The organism is Minwuia sp., from assembly GCF_048007105.1.
Classification (GTDB): domain Bacteria; phylum Pseudomonadota; class Alphaproteobacteria; order Minwuiales; family Minwuiaceae; genus Minwuia.
In genome coordinates this window covers 3032004-3047099 of sequence record NZ_CP180352.1, presented here as the reverse complement: position 1 = coordinate 3047099, position 15096 = coordinate 3032004, and the positions used below count along the sequence as shown (strand labels likewise).

At 65.8% G+C, this 15096-nt stretch carries 14 protein-coding genes; 8 read left to right on the top strand and 6 right to left on the bottom strand.

What is annotated here, in order from left to right:
- Positions 1–3: 3 nt before the first annotated feature.
- A complete protein-coding gene (locus ACMVY4_RS14765) occupies positions 4–3840 on the bottom strand; it encodes a molybdopterin-dependent oxidoreductase (protein WP_416896779.1) in 3837 nt (1278 codons plus the stop codon).
- Between the two features lie 219 nt (positions 3841–4059).
- On the opposite strand from ACMVY4_RS14765, the gene rimO reads away from it, so the two are divergent.
- Both rimO and ACMVY4_RS14755 read left to right on the top strand, forming a co-directional pair.
- Entirely contained in the window at positions 4060–5376 is a 1317-nt protein-coding gene (gene rimO / locus ACMVY4_RS14760) for a 30S ribosomal protein S12 methylthiotransferase RimO (protein ID WP_416896778.1), read from the top strand.
- Between the two features lie 3 nt (positions 5377–5379).
- Positions 5380–6027: a ferredoxin gene (locus tag ACMVY4_RS14755; protein WP_416896777.1), complete on the top strand. Its 648-nt coding sequence runs from the start codon at positions 5380–5382 to the stop codon at positions 6025–6027.
- Positions 6028–6035: 8 nt separating this feature from the next.
- Here ACMVY4_RS14755 and ACMVY4_RS14750 read toward each other — a convergent pair whose 3' ends face one another.
- Both ACMVY4_RS14750 and ACMVY4_RS14745 read right to left on the bottom strand, forming a co-directional pair.
- Complete coding sequence (locus ACMVY4_RS14750; RefSeq protein ID WP_416896776.1) at positions 6036–7097, bottom strand: M24 family metallopeptidase; 1062 nt, start codon at positions 7095–7097, stop codon at positions 6036–6038.
- Positions 7098–7133: 36 nt separating this feature from the next.
- Positions 7134–7307 carry an aminopeptidase P family N-terminal domain-containing protein gene (locus tag ACMVY4_RS14745; RefSeq protein ID WP_416896775.1) on the bottom strand — a complete coding sequence of 58 codons (174 nt, stop codon included), beginning with the start codon at positions 7305–7307 and terminating at the stop codon, positions 7134–7136.
- 135 nt (positions 7308–7442) lie between these two features.
- On the opposite strand from ACMVY4_RS14745, the gene ilvD reads away from it, so the two are divergent.
- The 6 genes from ilvD (at position 7443) to ACMVY4_RS14715 (ending at position 12642) form a co-directional block, all read left to right on the top strand.
- The gene (gene ilvD / locus ACMVY4_RS14740) at positions 7443–9293 is read left to right on the top strand and encodes a dihydroxy-acid dehydratase (protein WP_416896774.1); all 1851 of its coding nucleotides are present in this window, start codon (positions 7443–7445) and stop codon (positions 9291–9293) included.
- A gap of 217 nt (positions 9294–9510) precedes the next feature.
- Positions 9511–9996, top strand: coding sequence for a hypothetical protein (locus tag ACMVY4_RS14735; RefSeq protein ID WP_416896773.1), 486 nt, complete (start codon positions 9511–9513; stop codon positions 9994–9996).
- Positions 9997–10340: 344 nt separating this feature from the next.
- Positions 10341–10646 (top strand): hypothetical protein, encoded by a 306-nt coding sequence (locus tag ACMVY4_RS14730; protein WP_416896772.1) that lies wholly within the window; start codon positions 10341–10343, stop codon positions 10644–10646.
- 299 nt (positions 10647–10945) lie between these two features.
- Positions 10946–11449, top strand: a complete 504-nt coding sequence (locus tag ACMVY4_RS14725) for a PRC-barrel domain-containing protein (protein ID WP_416896771.1) — start codon at positions 10946–10948, stop codon at positions 11447–11449.
- Positions 11450–11604: 155 nt separating this feature from the next.
- A complete protein-coding gene (locus ACMVY4_RS14720) occupies positions 11605–11859 on the top strand; it encodes a hypothetical protein (protein WP_416896770.1) in 255 nt (84 codons plus the stop codon).
- 252 nt (positions 11860–12111) lie between these two features.
- Positions 12112–12642: a hypothetical protein gene (locus tag ACMVY4_RS14715; protein ID WP_416896769.1), complete on the top strand. Its 531-nt coding sequence runs from the start codon at positions 12112–12114 to the stop codon at positions 12640–12642.
- 63 nt (positions 12643–12705) lie between these two features.
- Here ACMVY4_RS14715 and ACMVY4_RS14710 read toward each other — a convergent pair whose 3' ends face one another.
- The 3 genes from ACMVY4_RS14710 to ACMVY4_RS14700 are packed head-to-tail and all read right to left on the bottom strand — an operon-like array spanning position 12706 to position 15061.
- Positions 12706–13479 (bottom strand): polyphosphate kinase 2 family protein, encoded by a 774-nt coding sequence (locus tag ACMVY4_RS14710; RefSeq protein ID WP_416896768.1) that lies wholly within the window; start codon positions 13477–13479, stop codon positions 12706–12708.
- A gap of 7 nt (positions 13480–13486) precedes the next feature.
- Positions 13487–13801, bottom strand: coding sequence for a 2Fe-2S iron-sulfur cluster-binding protein (locus tag ACMVY4_RS14705; protein ID WP_416896767.1), 315 nt, complete (start codon positions 13799–13801; stop codon positions 13487–13489).
- A 48-nt stretch (positions 13802–13849) separates the two neighbouring features.
- Positions 13850–15061 carry an NAD(P)/FAD-dependent oxidoreductase gene (locus ACMVY4_RS14700; RefSeq protein WP_416896766.1) on the bottom strand — a complete coding sequence of 404 codons (1212 nt, stop codon included), beginning with the start codon at positions 15059–15061 and terminating at the stop codon, positions 13850–13852.
- Between the last annotated feature and the right edge of the window lie 35 nt (positions 15062–15096).

Genomic DNA, 15096 nt, shown 5'->3' with positions numbered 1-15096 from the left:
ACCTCACACAATCGGGGCCTGAAGTTCCTCGACTTCCTTCTCGCGCGGCTTGGCGCGGTGGACGACGCGCTGGATGCCGGGGATCGCGAGCAGGGTCGGCTTCACGATCTGCTCCATCGAGAGCAGCGAGTACGGGCAGTTGGCGCAGGACCCGACGAAGCGGATGCGGAGTTCGCCGATGGGCTCGTCGATCTCAAGCACGTCCAGTCGGCCGCCGTCATTGGCGAGCACCGGCGCGATGATCTCCTCGACCACCCGGTCGACACGTTCCTGCAGCGTGCCGGCGTAAAGCCTTTCGTCGTCAAAGACCGGCGGCGGCGGCGTGTCGGTGTCGGTGCAGGCCCGGATGGCATCGAGAACCTCGGCGTCCCTGGTCGCATCCAACACCTTCATCTGCACAAAGGCATCCGCCAGCGCCGGCGAGATCCGCTGATGCACCAGATACTTCACGAAGCCCGACTTGTTGGCCGGCGAGAAGGACAGTTTGGTGCGGTACTCGTCCCAGTCCAGATCGACCACGGGCGAGATGTCGAAGTGCTCGTCGCCGCGGCGGACATAGTCGACGATCAATTCGCCCAGCCGGTCGAAGAAGCGGCAGTGTTCGTCGGCCGTCGCCGAGCGCTTTCGGTTGATCACCATGCCGCGCAGGCGGGTCAGTTCCTTGTCCTTCGGCAGGACGCCGGTGACGACATCGACGCGCACAGCCTTCGAGCGTTTCTTGTCGACGATGATCAGCGCCGAGTTACCGATGGCGCGCGAATGCACCAGCAGGGCCGAACCGATGTCGGCAGGCGAGATGCCGAGGAAGTGGGCCGGGACATCGCCCGCGCAGGGGATCGCCACGCCGCTGACAAAGGCCAGATCCTCGCGCTGCACCGTCGCGCCCTCGCCGAACAGCATGTCCAGGCCACGCTTGGCGGCCACGAAGAGCTGAATGGCGACGATCTCTTCCTTGAACTCGAGCACAGCTGAACGGTGCGCCGACAGCAGGTCGAGGGTCTGTTCCTGGCCATTCTCGTCCACCACCTTCACGCCGCCCACGAAGTCGGCCAGCACCTGATGCATCACGCTCTGATAGTCGAGGCGGCGGAGCAGCGGCAGGAACACCTTCAGGAAGCGGTCGCTGTCCTCGTCGGACAGGCTGCGCAGCATCTCCCCGGCCTCGGCCCGGTAGCCGCTGCCGTCGCCATAGCGCTGGAAGAAGGCGGTCATCGCACCGACGGCCTCGCTCAGGTCGCGTTCAGCGTCCGTCTGGGGAAAACGCAGCGTATCGGTCGGCAGCCAGAGGATCTCGTGGCGCGCCTCGCGCTGGGTATCGACCCAGGCCTCGTCGGTCGGGAAGGTCTTCCGCCAGTCGGCGAAGATAACATCCGTCGCCCTGACAAGCGCTTCGGCGTCTGGCGCTTCCCAGAGCGCCGCCTCGAGCGGACGCAGGCTGTCGAGCTGCACGGGCGTGCGCTTGATCAGGCTCTGATGTGTGAAGGCGTCCGATTCCTTGTAGTCGGTCAGACGGTTCACCTCACCGGGCACGAAATCGATAAAGGCCGTCCCGCGGGCCACGCGGTCATTGAAGGCGATGTTGGCGATGACGGCGCCATGACCGGCGACCAGACGCACGGCCTCGCCTTCGGAAAGCCCCCGCTCGGCGGCCTCGTCGGGATGGATCTCGACGAAATGCTCGTCCGGGTCGAGGCCGTAGATCGGCAGCGTCTTGATGCCCGAATTGTAGCGTCCCCTGCCCCGCATGGCCTGACGGCCGGGACGGCCGCGGCCGCTGATCAGCGACAGCGTTCCAGGCGGCAGCGGCGCTTCCAGCTTCGCCATGAACTCGTCGGGCGGGCAGACCAGCTTGGCCTGCGCCGTGGCCGACTTGCGGATGCCCGGGAAAACCGAGCCCTGATCCTGCTCCTCAATGCGGTAGCGGCCATTGCCGCCCCACTGCACGCCCATGCCGGCATTGCGGCGCAGCAGGTCGTGGCTGATTGGTTCGCCGTCTTCGCTTTCCAGACGGCAGTACATGTCGAGCTTACGGCTGACATCGACCAGATGGTCGAAGACCTGCGCCGGCATGATCTCGCCCTGGTTGTCGATGTAGCGGGCGAAGGTGCGGTGGACGACGTCGGCGTCCAGATTGTTCAGCGCTGCCGTGTCCGGATTGCGCAGCCGTTCGGCGATCTTCAGCGCCAGACGGGCGAGGATCTGCTCGTCCTGCCAGGCCATCTCCGGCGGCTGGGTGAGGCGCTGCTGCAGCTGCATCGTGCGGTCGCCGCGCTGGATGACGCCGTTCCGCTCGGTATAGGTCATGGACGGCAACAGCACGTCCGCATGTTCCAGCACGCCGTCGGCCAGGAAGCTGTCGATGACGATGTTGAAGGCCCGGCCCATGCGGCGCGACCAGTGGCCCATGCGCGGCATGTTCTTCGTCATCTGCGTGCCGACGAAGATGAAGCAGTAGATGCGGTCGTCGGCGGCCATGCGCGCGACGGGCGTGCCCTGATGCGAGGGAATGTTGTCCTCGGGCAGGTCCAGGATCTGCGCCAGCGCCTCGCGGTGCGCCGGATCGGCCGGGTCATGGTTGAAGACCAGCTTGCGGCCGTTGAAGCCCATCATCAGTTCGCTGGTGGCATTGGACTGACCGGCGATACGCATGGAGCCGGCGCCGGGACGGCCGACATTGCCGGTCAGCAGCAGCAGGTTGAGGTTGGTCGAGAAACCGAGCGCACCGGTCGACTGGTTGATGCCCATCGATGAGACGAAGGCCGGCTTCGGCCGGACGCCATCGACCGGCTTCGCGATCAGTTCGGCATAGGCGCGGATGGTGTCGGCGAGTTCGGCCGGATCCTGCGCCGGCAGCGCGATGCGCTTCGCCACCTCGTCTGGCTTGCATCGGTCCTGCATCACCAGATCGCGGAAGGCCTGAAGGCTGTCGGCATCGATGCGCCGGGAGATGTAGTCGTCGTCCTGCCAGCCATTGTCGATGACATGCCGGGCCACCGCGAGGTTGAACATCACGTCGCCGCCCTGGCGGAAACGGATGTGCATGGTCCGCGGGTCTTCCTCCAGGAAGGCCGCGGCGGTGTCGTTCAGCGTCGGATCGATGACCACCTTCACCGCGCGTTCGTTGCGGCGGATCTTCTCGTAGGCCTGAGGGAATGTCACATACGGATTGGTGCCGTGCATGATCGCAACGTCGCATTCCAGCAGTTCGTCGAACTGGCGCCAGGTGAAGCTGGCCTCGTTGCCGAAATTGAGCTGGTGCGCCGCGCCGGCGCTGGTCAGGCAGTGTTCGGAATTCGCGCCGATGGTCGGTAGCTTGAAGACCAGCTTGTAGAGGCTGGCCATCCAGATCGCCTCGATGGTCTTCTGGCCATTGCCGTAGATGGCGCAGGCATCGGGGCCCACCCATTCGCGGGCGTGCAGGAACAGCCAGGCGGCGCGATCCAGCGCCTCGTCCCAGCTGACTTCCTTCATCTTGCCGTCATGGCCGCGGATCATCGGCACGCGGATGCGGTCGTCGGCCAGGCCACGTCGCTTCATGCGCTTGGTGCGTTCGGCGTCGCCGCCGGTGAACAGCGAGGTCTTCCCCTTCACGCAGAGACCGAGCGGCGACATAGGCACCACCCTGTCCTCACCGCGGTGATCGGTCTCGACACTGTAGGGGCAACCGACGCCGCAATAGCTGCAGACGCTGGAGCGGTTCTGGAGCGATTCGTGCCGCGCCCGGACGTCCGGATCGGCGAGCAGCCGCCCATCGGCCGCCACCGCTATCATGAAGTCGCTGGCCTCCAGCGCCAGCGCCTCATCGCGTTGCAGTGCAGGTCGGACAGAATCCGGCGACATGGCGGTCTCCAGGGCAAGAAAACGTGAAAGAATTCAGGCGCAGGCGTGGTGCGACATTACGTCATTTCCGGGCCGCATGGCAATTCAAACCATTAACTTCTTGTTAAGAGTAACTCTCATGAACAACAGATTTGAGAGTAAGTCGCAGTCGAAAGAAGTCGGGACAACGACACCGATGCGCGCTTCCCCTGAGACCTTGGATCGACTACATCCCCGCGCATGAACGTCTCCTCACCCAAGATCGGCATCGTCAGCCTGGGCTGCCCCAAGGCCCTGGTCGATTCCGAACGCATCATCACCGCCCTCAGGTCCGAAGGCTATGAGCTCTCCCCCGATTATCAGGGCGCCGATGCCGTCATCGTGAACACCTGCGGCTTCCTCGACAGCGCCAAGGCCGAGAGCCTCGACGCCATCGGCGAGGCGATGCGGGAGAACGGCCGCGTCATCGTCACCGGCTGCATGGGTGTGGACGAGACAGCCATCCGGGAGACTCATCCCGGCGTTCTGGCGGTCACCGGTCCGCATCAGTACGAACAGGTCGTGGAGGCGGTCCATGCCCACGCGCCGCCGCCCCCCGATCGCTTCGTGCAACTGGTGCCGGAAGCCGGGCTGAAGCTGACGCCGCGCCACTACGCCTATCTGAAGATATCCGAGGGCTGCAATCACAGCTGCAGCTTCTGCATCATCCCCTCGATGCGCGGGAAGCTCTCCTCGCGGCCGGCCGCCAAGGTGCTCTACGAAGCCGAACGGCTGGTCGAGGCCGGGGTGCAGGAACTGCTGGTGATCTCACAGGATACCTCGGCCTATGGCGTGGACCTGAAGCACGCAGCGACACCCTATCGGGGGCAGGACGTCCGCGCGCACATCACGGATCTCGCCGAGGCGCTTGGCCGCTTCGGCCTCTGGGTACGGCTGCACTACGTCTACCCCTACCCCCATGTCGACAGCCTGATCCCGCTGATGGCGGAGGAGAAGATCCTCCCCTACATCGACATTCCCTTCCAGCACGCCAGCCCGTCGGTGCTGAAGGCGATGAAGCGCCCGGCGCATCAGGAGAAGACGCTGGACCGCATCGCCGACTGGCGGCAACAGGTGCCGGACCTGACCATCCGCTCCACCTTCATCACCGGCTTCCCGGGCGAGACCGAGGAAGACTTCCGGTACCTCCTCGACTGGCTGAAGGAAGCGCAGCTGGACCGTGTCGGCTGCTTCAAGTTCGAACCGGTCGCCGGCGCCGCGGCGAACGATCTGCCGGGAGCCGTGCCCGAGGAGGTCAAGGAAGAGCGCTGGCACCGCTTCATGCAGGCGCAGGCCGACATCTCCGAAGCGCGCATGAAGCAGAAGATCGGCTGGGAGATCGACGTGCTCATCGACGAGGTTGACGAGGAAGGCGCCATCGGCCGCTCGAAGGCCGACGCCCCGGACATCGACGGCTGCGTGTTCCTGAACGGCGAAACCGAACTGGAGCCGGGCGACATGGTTCGCGCCGAGGTCGTCGAGGCGGACCACTACGATCTCTGGGCCCGGCTCGCCTGACCCATGAGCGGGTTCGCACGGCTGCACCGGGAACTCGGCAAGGCCGGCATGACGGTGATCGGCGCGTTCGAACCTGATGAGGGCGAAATTGGCGACGCCCGCGCGGTGGTGCTGATCGGCAATGCCGGTTCGGCCATGTGGCGACGGTTCGATCCCAGACCCCACGATCCGCGCGACCACACCATCGACTGCTGGACCCGGGATGTCCTCACGCCCCTGGCCTCGAAGGCCGGCGCCGACATCGCCTTTCCCTTCGACGGACCGCCCTATCATCCCTTCGTCAGCTGGGCCTTCCGCACCGGCCGCTGTCACAGGTCCCCGCTCGGCATGGCGATCCATGACCGCTTCGGCCTCTGGTTCGCACTCCGGGCGGCATTCCTGTTCGACGAAGAGCTGGAGCTGCCCGCGGGCCCGGATGCCTCACCCTGCGAGACCTGTGCGGACAAGCCTTGCCTGACGGCCTGCCCCGTCAGCGCCTTCGATGGCGGGAACTATGATCACGAAGCCTGCCGGAAGCATGTCCGGACACCACCGAACGACTGCGCTTCGGCTGGCTGCCGCGCACGCCATGCCTGCCCCACTGGTCGCGAGTTCGTCTACGAGGCGGCGCATGCTGCCTATCACATGCGGAGCTTCGCGCAGAACGGCTGAACGGACCGTCAGCCCTTGCCGGTCAGCGCCTCGAACCCCCAGGAGAACATCGGAAGGCCGCCATCGGCGCCGATAGCGACAACCTCCTCCAGCCAGAGCCGCTCCTTCTGACCGCCGGGATAGAGCAGGTGCAGCGGCACGACCATGCCCTCCTCCAGCGTCCAGTCCGTGTTCGGTTTTCCGTCAGCGGTCTCCTGCTCGATATCCATGTGCGACAGACCAAGGCCGTGGAAGAAAATGACCGCCTCGTCGGCATCCGGAACGCCCGACCTGCGGTACGCCGCACGCGCCGTCGCCTGAAGCTGGCTGACCCGAGCGCCCGGCTTCATTGCCGCCAGCAAGGTCTCGGCCACGTTGCGTGTCGCCGCGTCGAGGGCCTTTGCCGGACCCTCCGGTTCGCTGCCCGCCACCCAGGTCTTGCCGCCGTCCCAGCAATAGAGGTCGATGGTGCCGTGGCAGTCGAACATGACATGCGTGCCCTCGCCGACCACGCCGTCATCCAGCGCCGTGGCCAGCACAAGCGAGCGGTCCGCGCCACGCGGGTGTCCCCAGACCATGCCGGATGGATCGCGCACGAACCCACCGAGGTCGGCGACATGGCGCACATAGGTCCGGTCCATCTCGCTCCAGGTCGTCTCAGGCGTCCAGTCCGCGATGGTGCGTCGTATGGCGGTCTCGTTCAGCGACGTGGCGCGCTGCAGCTTCGCCAATTCAGACGGCGTCTTCACCGCGCGGGCGTACATCAGCGAATCACAGGCGTCGCGCAACCGAGTCCCCTCGAGATCCAGCCGGAACCCGAGTCCGGGATCGTCGAAGCCGATGGCCCGGTCCTCGAGACCGAGATCCCGCAACGCCCCGGTCAGCGATTCCCGCATCGAGAAGGTGAAGGTGCGCCGCGCCTGCTTACCCCGCTCGCCGTCCCGCAGCCCGTCCGGCAGGAACCATTCGATGTCATCCGCCTTGGCAGGCAGGTCCAGCGGCATCATCACCGCGCGGTAGGGACGGATGTCTTCGATCCAGCCCGCACGGGCGACCGCCGACGAGAAATAGTAGTCGGCCACGATCAGCACCGGATGGTCCGGCGCGTGGCGGGAATAGACCAGCGCTTAGGGCCGCGGCTCGTCCGCCTTGTGGGCGACGCCGTGAAATCCGGTCAGGTAATGCAGGTTCAGCGGCTGGGTGATCACCAGCCCGTCGATGTCCCGCGCCGCCATGGCGTGGTGCAGACGCCCGAACTGACAGTTCGCCGCTTGGCCGTCGCGTGTCGTCGCCGTTTCCATGGTCTGCTCCCTGCCCCGGACCTGTTTTCAGGCAGTCCATCACGAGGCTGCCGAAGAGGGCAAGATGCACGGCGGCCTTGCCCCCGTCTTCGGTCTGCCTATTGTCGCCGCTGGCACAAACCCGGGAGGATCGAGATGCCCACCTACCGTTCGCACCGCACCACGCAGGGCAAGAAGCAGGCGGCCGCCCGTGCGCTCTGGCGCGCCACCGGCACCAGCGACGAGGACATGGCGAAGCCGATCGTCGCGATCGCCAACTCCTTCACCCAGTTCGTGCCCGGCCACGTGCACCTGAAGGACCTCGGTCAGCTGGTCGCCGGCGAGGTCCAGAAGGCCGGCGCGGTCGCCAAGGAATTCAACACCATCGCGGTCGATGACGGCATCGCCATGGGCCACGAGGGCATGCTCTACAGCCTGCCCAGCCGCGAGATCATCGCCGACGCCGTGGAGTACATGGTCAACGCCCACTGCGCCGACGCGCTGGTCTGCATCTCCAATTGCGACAAGATCACCCCCGGCATGCTGATGGCGGCGATGCGGTTGAACGTGCCGACCATCTTCGTCTCCGGCGGCCCGATGGAGGCTGGCAAGGCCGTCATCGCCGACCAGGACATCAAGGTCGATCTGGTCGACACGCTGGTCGCCAGCAACAATCCGAACATCGGCGAGGAGCAGCTGCAGGCGATGGAGAACGTCGCCTGCCCGACCTGCGGCTCCTGCTCGGGGATGTTCACCGCGAACTCGATGAACTGCCTCGTCGAGGCGCTGGGTCTCGGCCTGCCGGGCAACGGCTCGGTCCTGGCCACCCACGCGCTGCGCCGGGGCCTGTTCGAGAAGGCCGGCCAGCAGATCGTCGAGTTGACCCGCCGCTACTACGAACTTGGTGACGAGGACGCCCTGCCGCGCAACATCGCCAACCGCACGGCCTTCGAGAACGCCATGTCGCTCGACATCGCCATGGGCGGGTCCACCAACACCGTGCTGCACCTGCTGGCGGCGGCCTTCGAGGGCGAGATCGATTTCTCGATGAGCGACATCGACCGGCTGTCCCGCAAGGTCCCCAACCTCTGCAAGGTCTCCCCGTCCGTGCCGCACTACCACATGGAGGACGTGCACCGGGCCGGCGGCATCATGGCCATCATGGGCGAGATGGAACGCGGCGGGCTGCTGAACACCACAACCACCGACGTTCTCGGGCTTTCGCTTGACGAGAAGCTGGCGCTCTACGACGTCCGGCGGACCCGGGACGACAACATCCGGCGGTTCTATACGGCCGCGCCGGGACGCCGCCGCCTGCTACAGGCCTTTGCGCAGGACAGCTACTACGAGAGCCTGGACGAGGACCGCGCCGGCGGCTGCGTCCGTGACATCGAGCATGCCTATTCCAAGGATGGCGGTCTCGCGGTGCTGACCGGCAACCTGGCGCTGGACGGCTGCATCGTGAAGATGGCCGGCGTCGATGAATCGATCTTGGTGTTCGAAGGCACCGCCAAGGTGTTCGAGAGCGAGAACGCCGCCGCCGCCGGCATCATGGGCGGCGAGGTCGAGGAAGGCGACGTGGTCATCGTCCGCTACGAAGGCCCTCGCGGAGGCCCCGGCATGCAGGAGATGCTGATGCCGACCTCGATGCTGAAGGCCATGGGCCTGGCGACCACTTGCGCGCTGATCACCGACGGCCGCTTCTCCGGCGCCAGTTCGGGGCTGTCCATCGGCCATGTCTCGCCGGAAGCTGCCGAAGGCGGACTGATCGGGCTGGTCCGGAACGGCGACCGCATCGCCATCGACATCCCGCAACGCCGGATCGACCTGCTTGTCGGCGATGCCGAGATTGATGACCGCCGCAAGGCCATGGACGCCCGCGCCGACGGCGGCTGGAAGCCCGAGAACCGCGACCGCACGGTCAGCCGCGCGCTTCGGGCCTATGCGGCGCTGGCCCGATCAGCGGCCTTCGGCGCTGTCCGCGACCCGGACGTGCTGAACGGCTGAGGCGGGAACACCCCCCCGAAGCTGCGACAGAACGCCAGCTACTGCACCCCGGCGGGGCCGCCGCTGTCGGCATGGTCGGCTCCGACACCAAGGCAACGTGGACGCCGTTGTAAACTCGAGAGTCGAGTCCGTGACCGAGGGCGCGATCAAGGTCGAATAGGCCAAATTCCGGCCCCGTCGGCTTATGCCTTGGGCCGAAAGTGCACAGGAGGCGGGGATGGCTGTGATGGCCATCCCCGTTTTCGTTGGACTCCCTGTAACGCCGCCGATTTTTCAAGGACGGCGGTCATCTGCCGCCCGCAGATCAGCAACGAAATTCTCGCAATTCGGCGCAACTGCGCATCAGGACTATATTCCTCGGCGCCGGCCGAATCGCCGGTCGGCCGCATACGCGCCGTCCGGCGAGACCGGCGGCGGTTGCGAAGCACCTCGCGTGTGGAGAACGACCGTGACCCGCCTTGCCCTTCTGAGTTCCGCCCTGCTCCTGGCCCTTTCCGGGTATGCCAGCGCGGCCGAGCCCGCCAACAAGGCTGACGCCCCTGCCAAGGCCGCCGAGAGCACCGTTTCCGAGAGCGCAGACGCCCTGAAGAAGCCCGTTGAAACGGTGGACGAAAACAAGTCCGCCGCCGAGGGCGAAAAGTCGGACATCGGGATCGGCGCCAATGTCGGTCAGGCAATCGAGGGGTCGACCAACTCCGAATAACCTCCAGGTCCGGCTGACTGCCGGAAATCGCAAAGTCTTCATGAGGGGACGGTTCGAACGGACCGTCCCCGTTTTTTCACTACTGACCCGGACAGGCATGCACGTCGCCGGACCCGGACCTTCAGGAACAGGGGAGCGTCAATCCCGCGCGGAATTCCGGAAAGTTCCGCAAGACCAGCACCTTGACCGCGCATGACGGTTGTCTGCCGACGATGTCGTGTCCGGAGATCCGGCGCCACCGGGTTCAATCCGGCGCTCGTCCGGCCATGTGACGGGGACGCTCGGATGAAGCCAAGGCTTTGAACCGAAAGCGTATTTCCACCCAGAACACGGGAGGACAAGCCATGTTCAGGACAATAGCAGCCACAACAGCACTGGTGCTGATGACGGCGCCTGCTTCGGCACTGGCACCGACGGCCACAGGGACTGCAAACATCACGACACCCGCGTCGCCACTTCAGACGATCGACTTCGATCGCACGGACCTCGTGGATCCCGGCGATCTCGCGATCCAGGACTGGCAGAGCGATCCTGCCGGTGACAGCGCAGGCGGTCCCGGCGGAGATGGCGCGGGCGATGCCGGCGCGGCCGGCGACGGCGCGGGCGTCGACGGTGCCGGGCCGGGCGGGGACGGCGCTGGCGCCGAATAGGCCGCCCATGACGCCGGCGGCGGTGACCGATTTGTGGCACCAACCACGGCGCGCGCACCTGGATCTGGCCATAATTGCAATAATAACAGCCAGTTAAGGCATGCGCCCCTTCCGCCACATCAAGGTCACCGACCCGGCATCTTCAATCTGGAAGAGACCTTCCCCAGCTTGATGTCAGCGGCGCAAAGACAGACGGGTGCCGTCGTACAACAAGAGCAAGAAACCGCAGATCAGCACCCGATCAAGAAACGTCATCGCCGATTTGAGCGCGCGGGAGACCCGCGAGAAGGAGAAGAAAAATGTATCGCAAGGCTCTGCTGAGTACCGCACTGATCATGGCGCTTTCGGGCGCCGCGGCCCATGCCGAAACCGGCGTGAAGGCCGAAACCGACACCCAGACCGGCGTCAGCGTCGGCAAGGTGCTTTCCTCCGAGACCGAAGCCGGCGCCGGCGCTGACGTGAAGTCGGCGGCGGAAGCCCGCAACTCGACGGCCGACGAGATGGACAAGGCCGCGGACATGAATGCCGGAGCCGCGACAACGGCCGGCGTCAAGCTGAGCGCCGAAAGCATCGGCTCCGACGCCGTGGACATCACCGGCGAAAAGGTCGGCAAGGTCGTCGATGTCGTGAACAACGCCAATGGCGACGCCGATACCGTGGTGGTGGCCACCTCCGGCATCCTGCTGGGTCTTGGCGGCCGTGATGTGGCGGTTCCTGCCGAGAGCGTCTCGCTGGATTCCGAGGCCTCGATCATTTCGATGACCGGCGCCCAGATCGACGAACTGCCCGACTACAACCGCTGACCCGATAACGGCCGGACGATTGGATCTCTGCGACCAATCGCCCGGTTCCGGGCGGCCGGACCGCTTCCCACCTCGCGGTCCAGCACTGGGCCGGTGACACAACGGACGCCGACCGGTGCCGCCTGATCATGCAACCCAAAGAAGGAGAAAAAACAATGACCCGCATTCCGATGATTGCCGCCGCCGCCCTCATCGCCATGACCGGCGCGGCCGCCGCGGCCTCGCACGCCAAGGAAGGCATGATGGCCAAGGACTTCCCGAATACGGTGGTCAACCAGGACCCGTATCTCGCGACCCTGATGGGCGCGGCGCTGCTGAACGGTACCGGCGACGCCCACTCCGGCATCATGAAGCCGGACGGCACCGTCATGATGGATGACGGCACCGTCATGGAGCGCTTCCCGCGCTGATACCGACACATGCGCCGGGCGGCTGGATGATTTCCCGCCGCCCGGACCGTGACAATCCAGGGGCGGTCCGCACGGGCCGCCCCTTCCATTTTCGGCACTCACGAAAAACGTGATTGAAATTCAGGGGCATGCGACCGAACGACCGGTCAAAGTCCTGCCCCGCATCCCCACGTGGGGGCTATCGGCTGACAACACGCCGAATGAGTAACGGGCCGGTCACGCCGGTCCGCAAGTACAAGAAGGGAGATCGAAATGATCCGCAAGACACTCGCATCCACCGCCGTGCTTCTCGCCATGACCGGCGGCGCGCTCGCCGCCTCCACCGACACCACTGTCGATGTGGACGTGAAGCCGAACGAGCAGGTCTCCGAGAAGATGAAGCCCAGCGAGGGCCTCGAGGCCGCGAACAAGACCCTGGGCCGGGGCACGAAGACCGATGCCGGCGTCACCCATGACAACAAGGCAACCACCGCCGACGTGGATGTCGATGTGATGGAGACCCGGGACGGCGACATGAACTCCGAAGGCAAGCTGGTCGTCGACACCGATGGCGACCCGGACGAGGCCAAGGTTATCGTCGACGGCAAGACCCCGGATCGCCGCGGCACCAAGACCAAGGCCGGCGTCACGCATTCCGAGGTGAGCGACAAGAAGACCGCTGACCCGAATATCGACGCCACCGCTGCGGCGGACGGCAGCGTCGAGGTTGATGAGGATGGCAATGCCAAGGAGCCGATCACCGCGGGCGACCAGGCCCCGGTCGATCAGGACACCGTCAGGTAATCGCCTGACCATCCGACAGAGGAAGGCGGTCCCTCCGGGGCCGCCTTTTTCTTTGCGCGGGTGTCAGCCGTAGCGCGACTTCGCCAGTTCGGCGACAGCGGGATCGAGGGGCGGCGGCGAGAGATCGACGTCCCGGCCAAGGATCCCGGCAATCGTCTCCAGCGCCCGGATTCGCCCGTGCCGCTTGTGCTCGGCCGAAATCACCGACCAGGGTGCGCCGTCGGTCGAGGTCCGGACCAGCATGTCGTCGATGGCCGCCTCGTAGTCCGGCCGGCGGGCGCTGTTGCGGAAGTCCTCGACCGTCAGCTTCCAGCGTTTCCATGGGTCGTCCAGCCGGGCCCGGAACCGCTTCTCCTGCTCTTCCGCCGAGAGGTGAAGGAACAGCTTCACCAGCCTCACGCCATCGTCGGTCAGCATGCGCTCGAAGGCGTTGATCTCCTCATAGGCGCGGTTCCATTCGGGCGCCGTGGCGAAGCCCTCCACCCGTTCGACCAGCACCCGGCCGTACCAGGACCGGTCGAAGATCGCGATCAGGCCCGGCTCCGGCAGCTTGTGCCAGAACCGCTCCATGTAATGGCGTCCGCGATAGTGCTCGGTCGGCGCCGCGATGGGCCAGACCTGGAACCCGCGCGGGTCCATCTCGGCGGTCATGCGCCGGATGGCGCCGCCCTTCCCGGCCGCATCCCAGCCCTCGAAGATGACGCAGGCCCTCAGGCTGAAGCGCCGGTAGGCGAGTTCGATGGTCCGGAGCCTGTGCTGCACGTCGACCAGAAGTTCGTCGTGCTTTTCCTTCGAGAGCCGAAGGGAGAGGTCGATATCGGCCAGGCCTGGCGCCATGCGCAGATCAGGCTTCCGGCGCGATGGTCAGTTTGAGGCCGTCCAGCGCATCGGTCATCTCGATCTGGCAGGACAGGCGAGAGTTCGGCTGATAGGTCGGCTCGTCCGAGACGAGATCGCGCTCGTCCTCTTCCTGGGCGGGCAGCTTCGCCAGCCAGTCGGCGTCAACGTAGACGTGGCAGGTAGCACAGGAGCAGGACCCGCCGCAGATCGCCTCGACTTCGTAGTCGTTGTCGCGCAGGTTCTCCATCACCGAGATGCCGCTCTCGGCTTCCAGGGTGGACGCTTCGCCGGCGCGGTTGGTGACGTGAATGGTCGGCATGAGGATCGCTCTCCGTGTCGGTATCTGGATGGAAGTCGGGAAGTCCGGTCAGACTTCCTTGATCGGGATTGTCGTATCGGCCAGCCGTGCGGGATCGACCTCCCGGCCTTCGCCGATCCACTTGCGGCCGCGGACATAGTCGCTGCCCTGGTTCACCGCATTGACGCCGGTGACCTTGCCGCCGCGCAGATAGAAGATCGAGAAGCCGTCGATCGACGGCTCGCCGCGGACAATGGCCTCGTCGGATGCGTCGGGCAGCCCGGCCATCTGCAGCTTCAGATCGAACTGGTCGGACCAGAACCACGGCACCTCGGCATAGTCGGCGCCCTTGCCCTGCCATTCGTTGGCGATGCAGCGGGCCTGATCGACGGCGTTCTGCACCGATTCCAGTTTCAGCTGACGACCGAGAATGGCGTTCGGATGGCTGGTGCAGTCGCCGGCCGCATAGATCGCCGGATCGGAGGTCTGCGCGCGCGCGTCGACGACAATGCCGCCGTCGGTGTCCAGGCCGGCCGCTTCCGCGAGCTCGATGTCCGGAATGACGCCGATGCCGACAATCGCCAGATCGCAGTCATGCCGCACGCCATTGGAGTCGATCACGGCCTCGATCCGGTCGTCGCCCTCGAAGGCGGTGACGCCGGTGTTCAGCAGGATCTCCACGCCGCGCTTGCGGTGCTCGTCCTCGTAGAAGCGCGACAGCGGCTCGGCGACGGCGCGGGCCATCACCCGGTCCATCATCTCGATCACCTTCACCGCGCAGCCGTTCCTCGTCAGGGCCGCGGCAGCCTCGAGGCCGATATAGCCGCCGCCGATGACCACCACCTTCGCACTGGGCTTCGTCTCGGCCCGGATGGCCTGGGTGTCGTCGATACCGCGGATGTAGTGGACGCCCTTCAGATCCGCGCCCGGGATCGGCAGCCGCCGCAGGCGCGCGCCGGTGCAGAGCGCCAGCTTGTCATAGGGCAGCGTGGAACCGTCGGAGAGCGCCACCGTCTTCGCCGCACGGTCGATGGCCGTGACGCGGACGCCAAGCTTCAGCGCGATGTCCTTCTTCTCGTAGAAGTCGGCGGGCCGGAGAAAGGTTTTCTCGACCTCGATCTCGCCCATCAGCAGCTGTTTGGACAATGGCGGACGCTCGTAGGGCGGCCAGATCTCCTCGCCGACCAGGGTGATCTCGAAGGCGTCGCCGGCGCGCGCGAGTTGCTGCGCCAGGATACCGCCCGCATGGCCTCCGCCAATGATGACTGCCTTCTCCGCCATGGCGTCGTTCTACCCCTTCCTGACCGGTCCGCAAG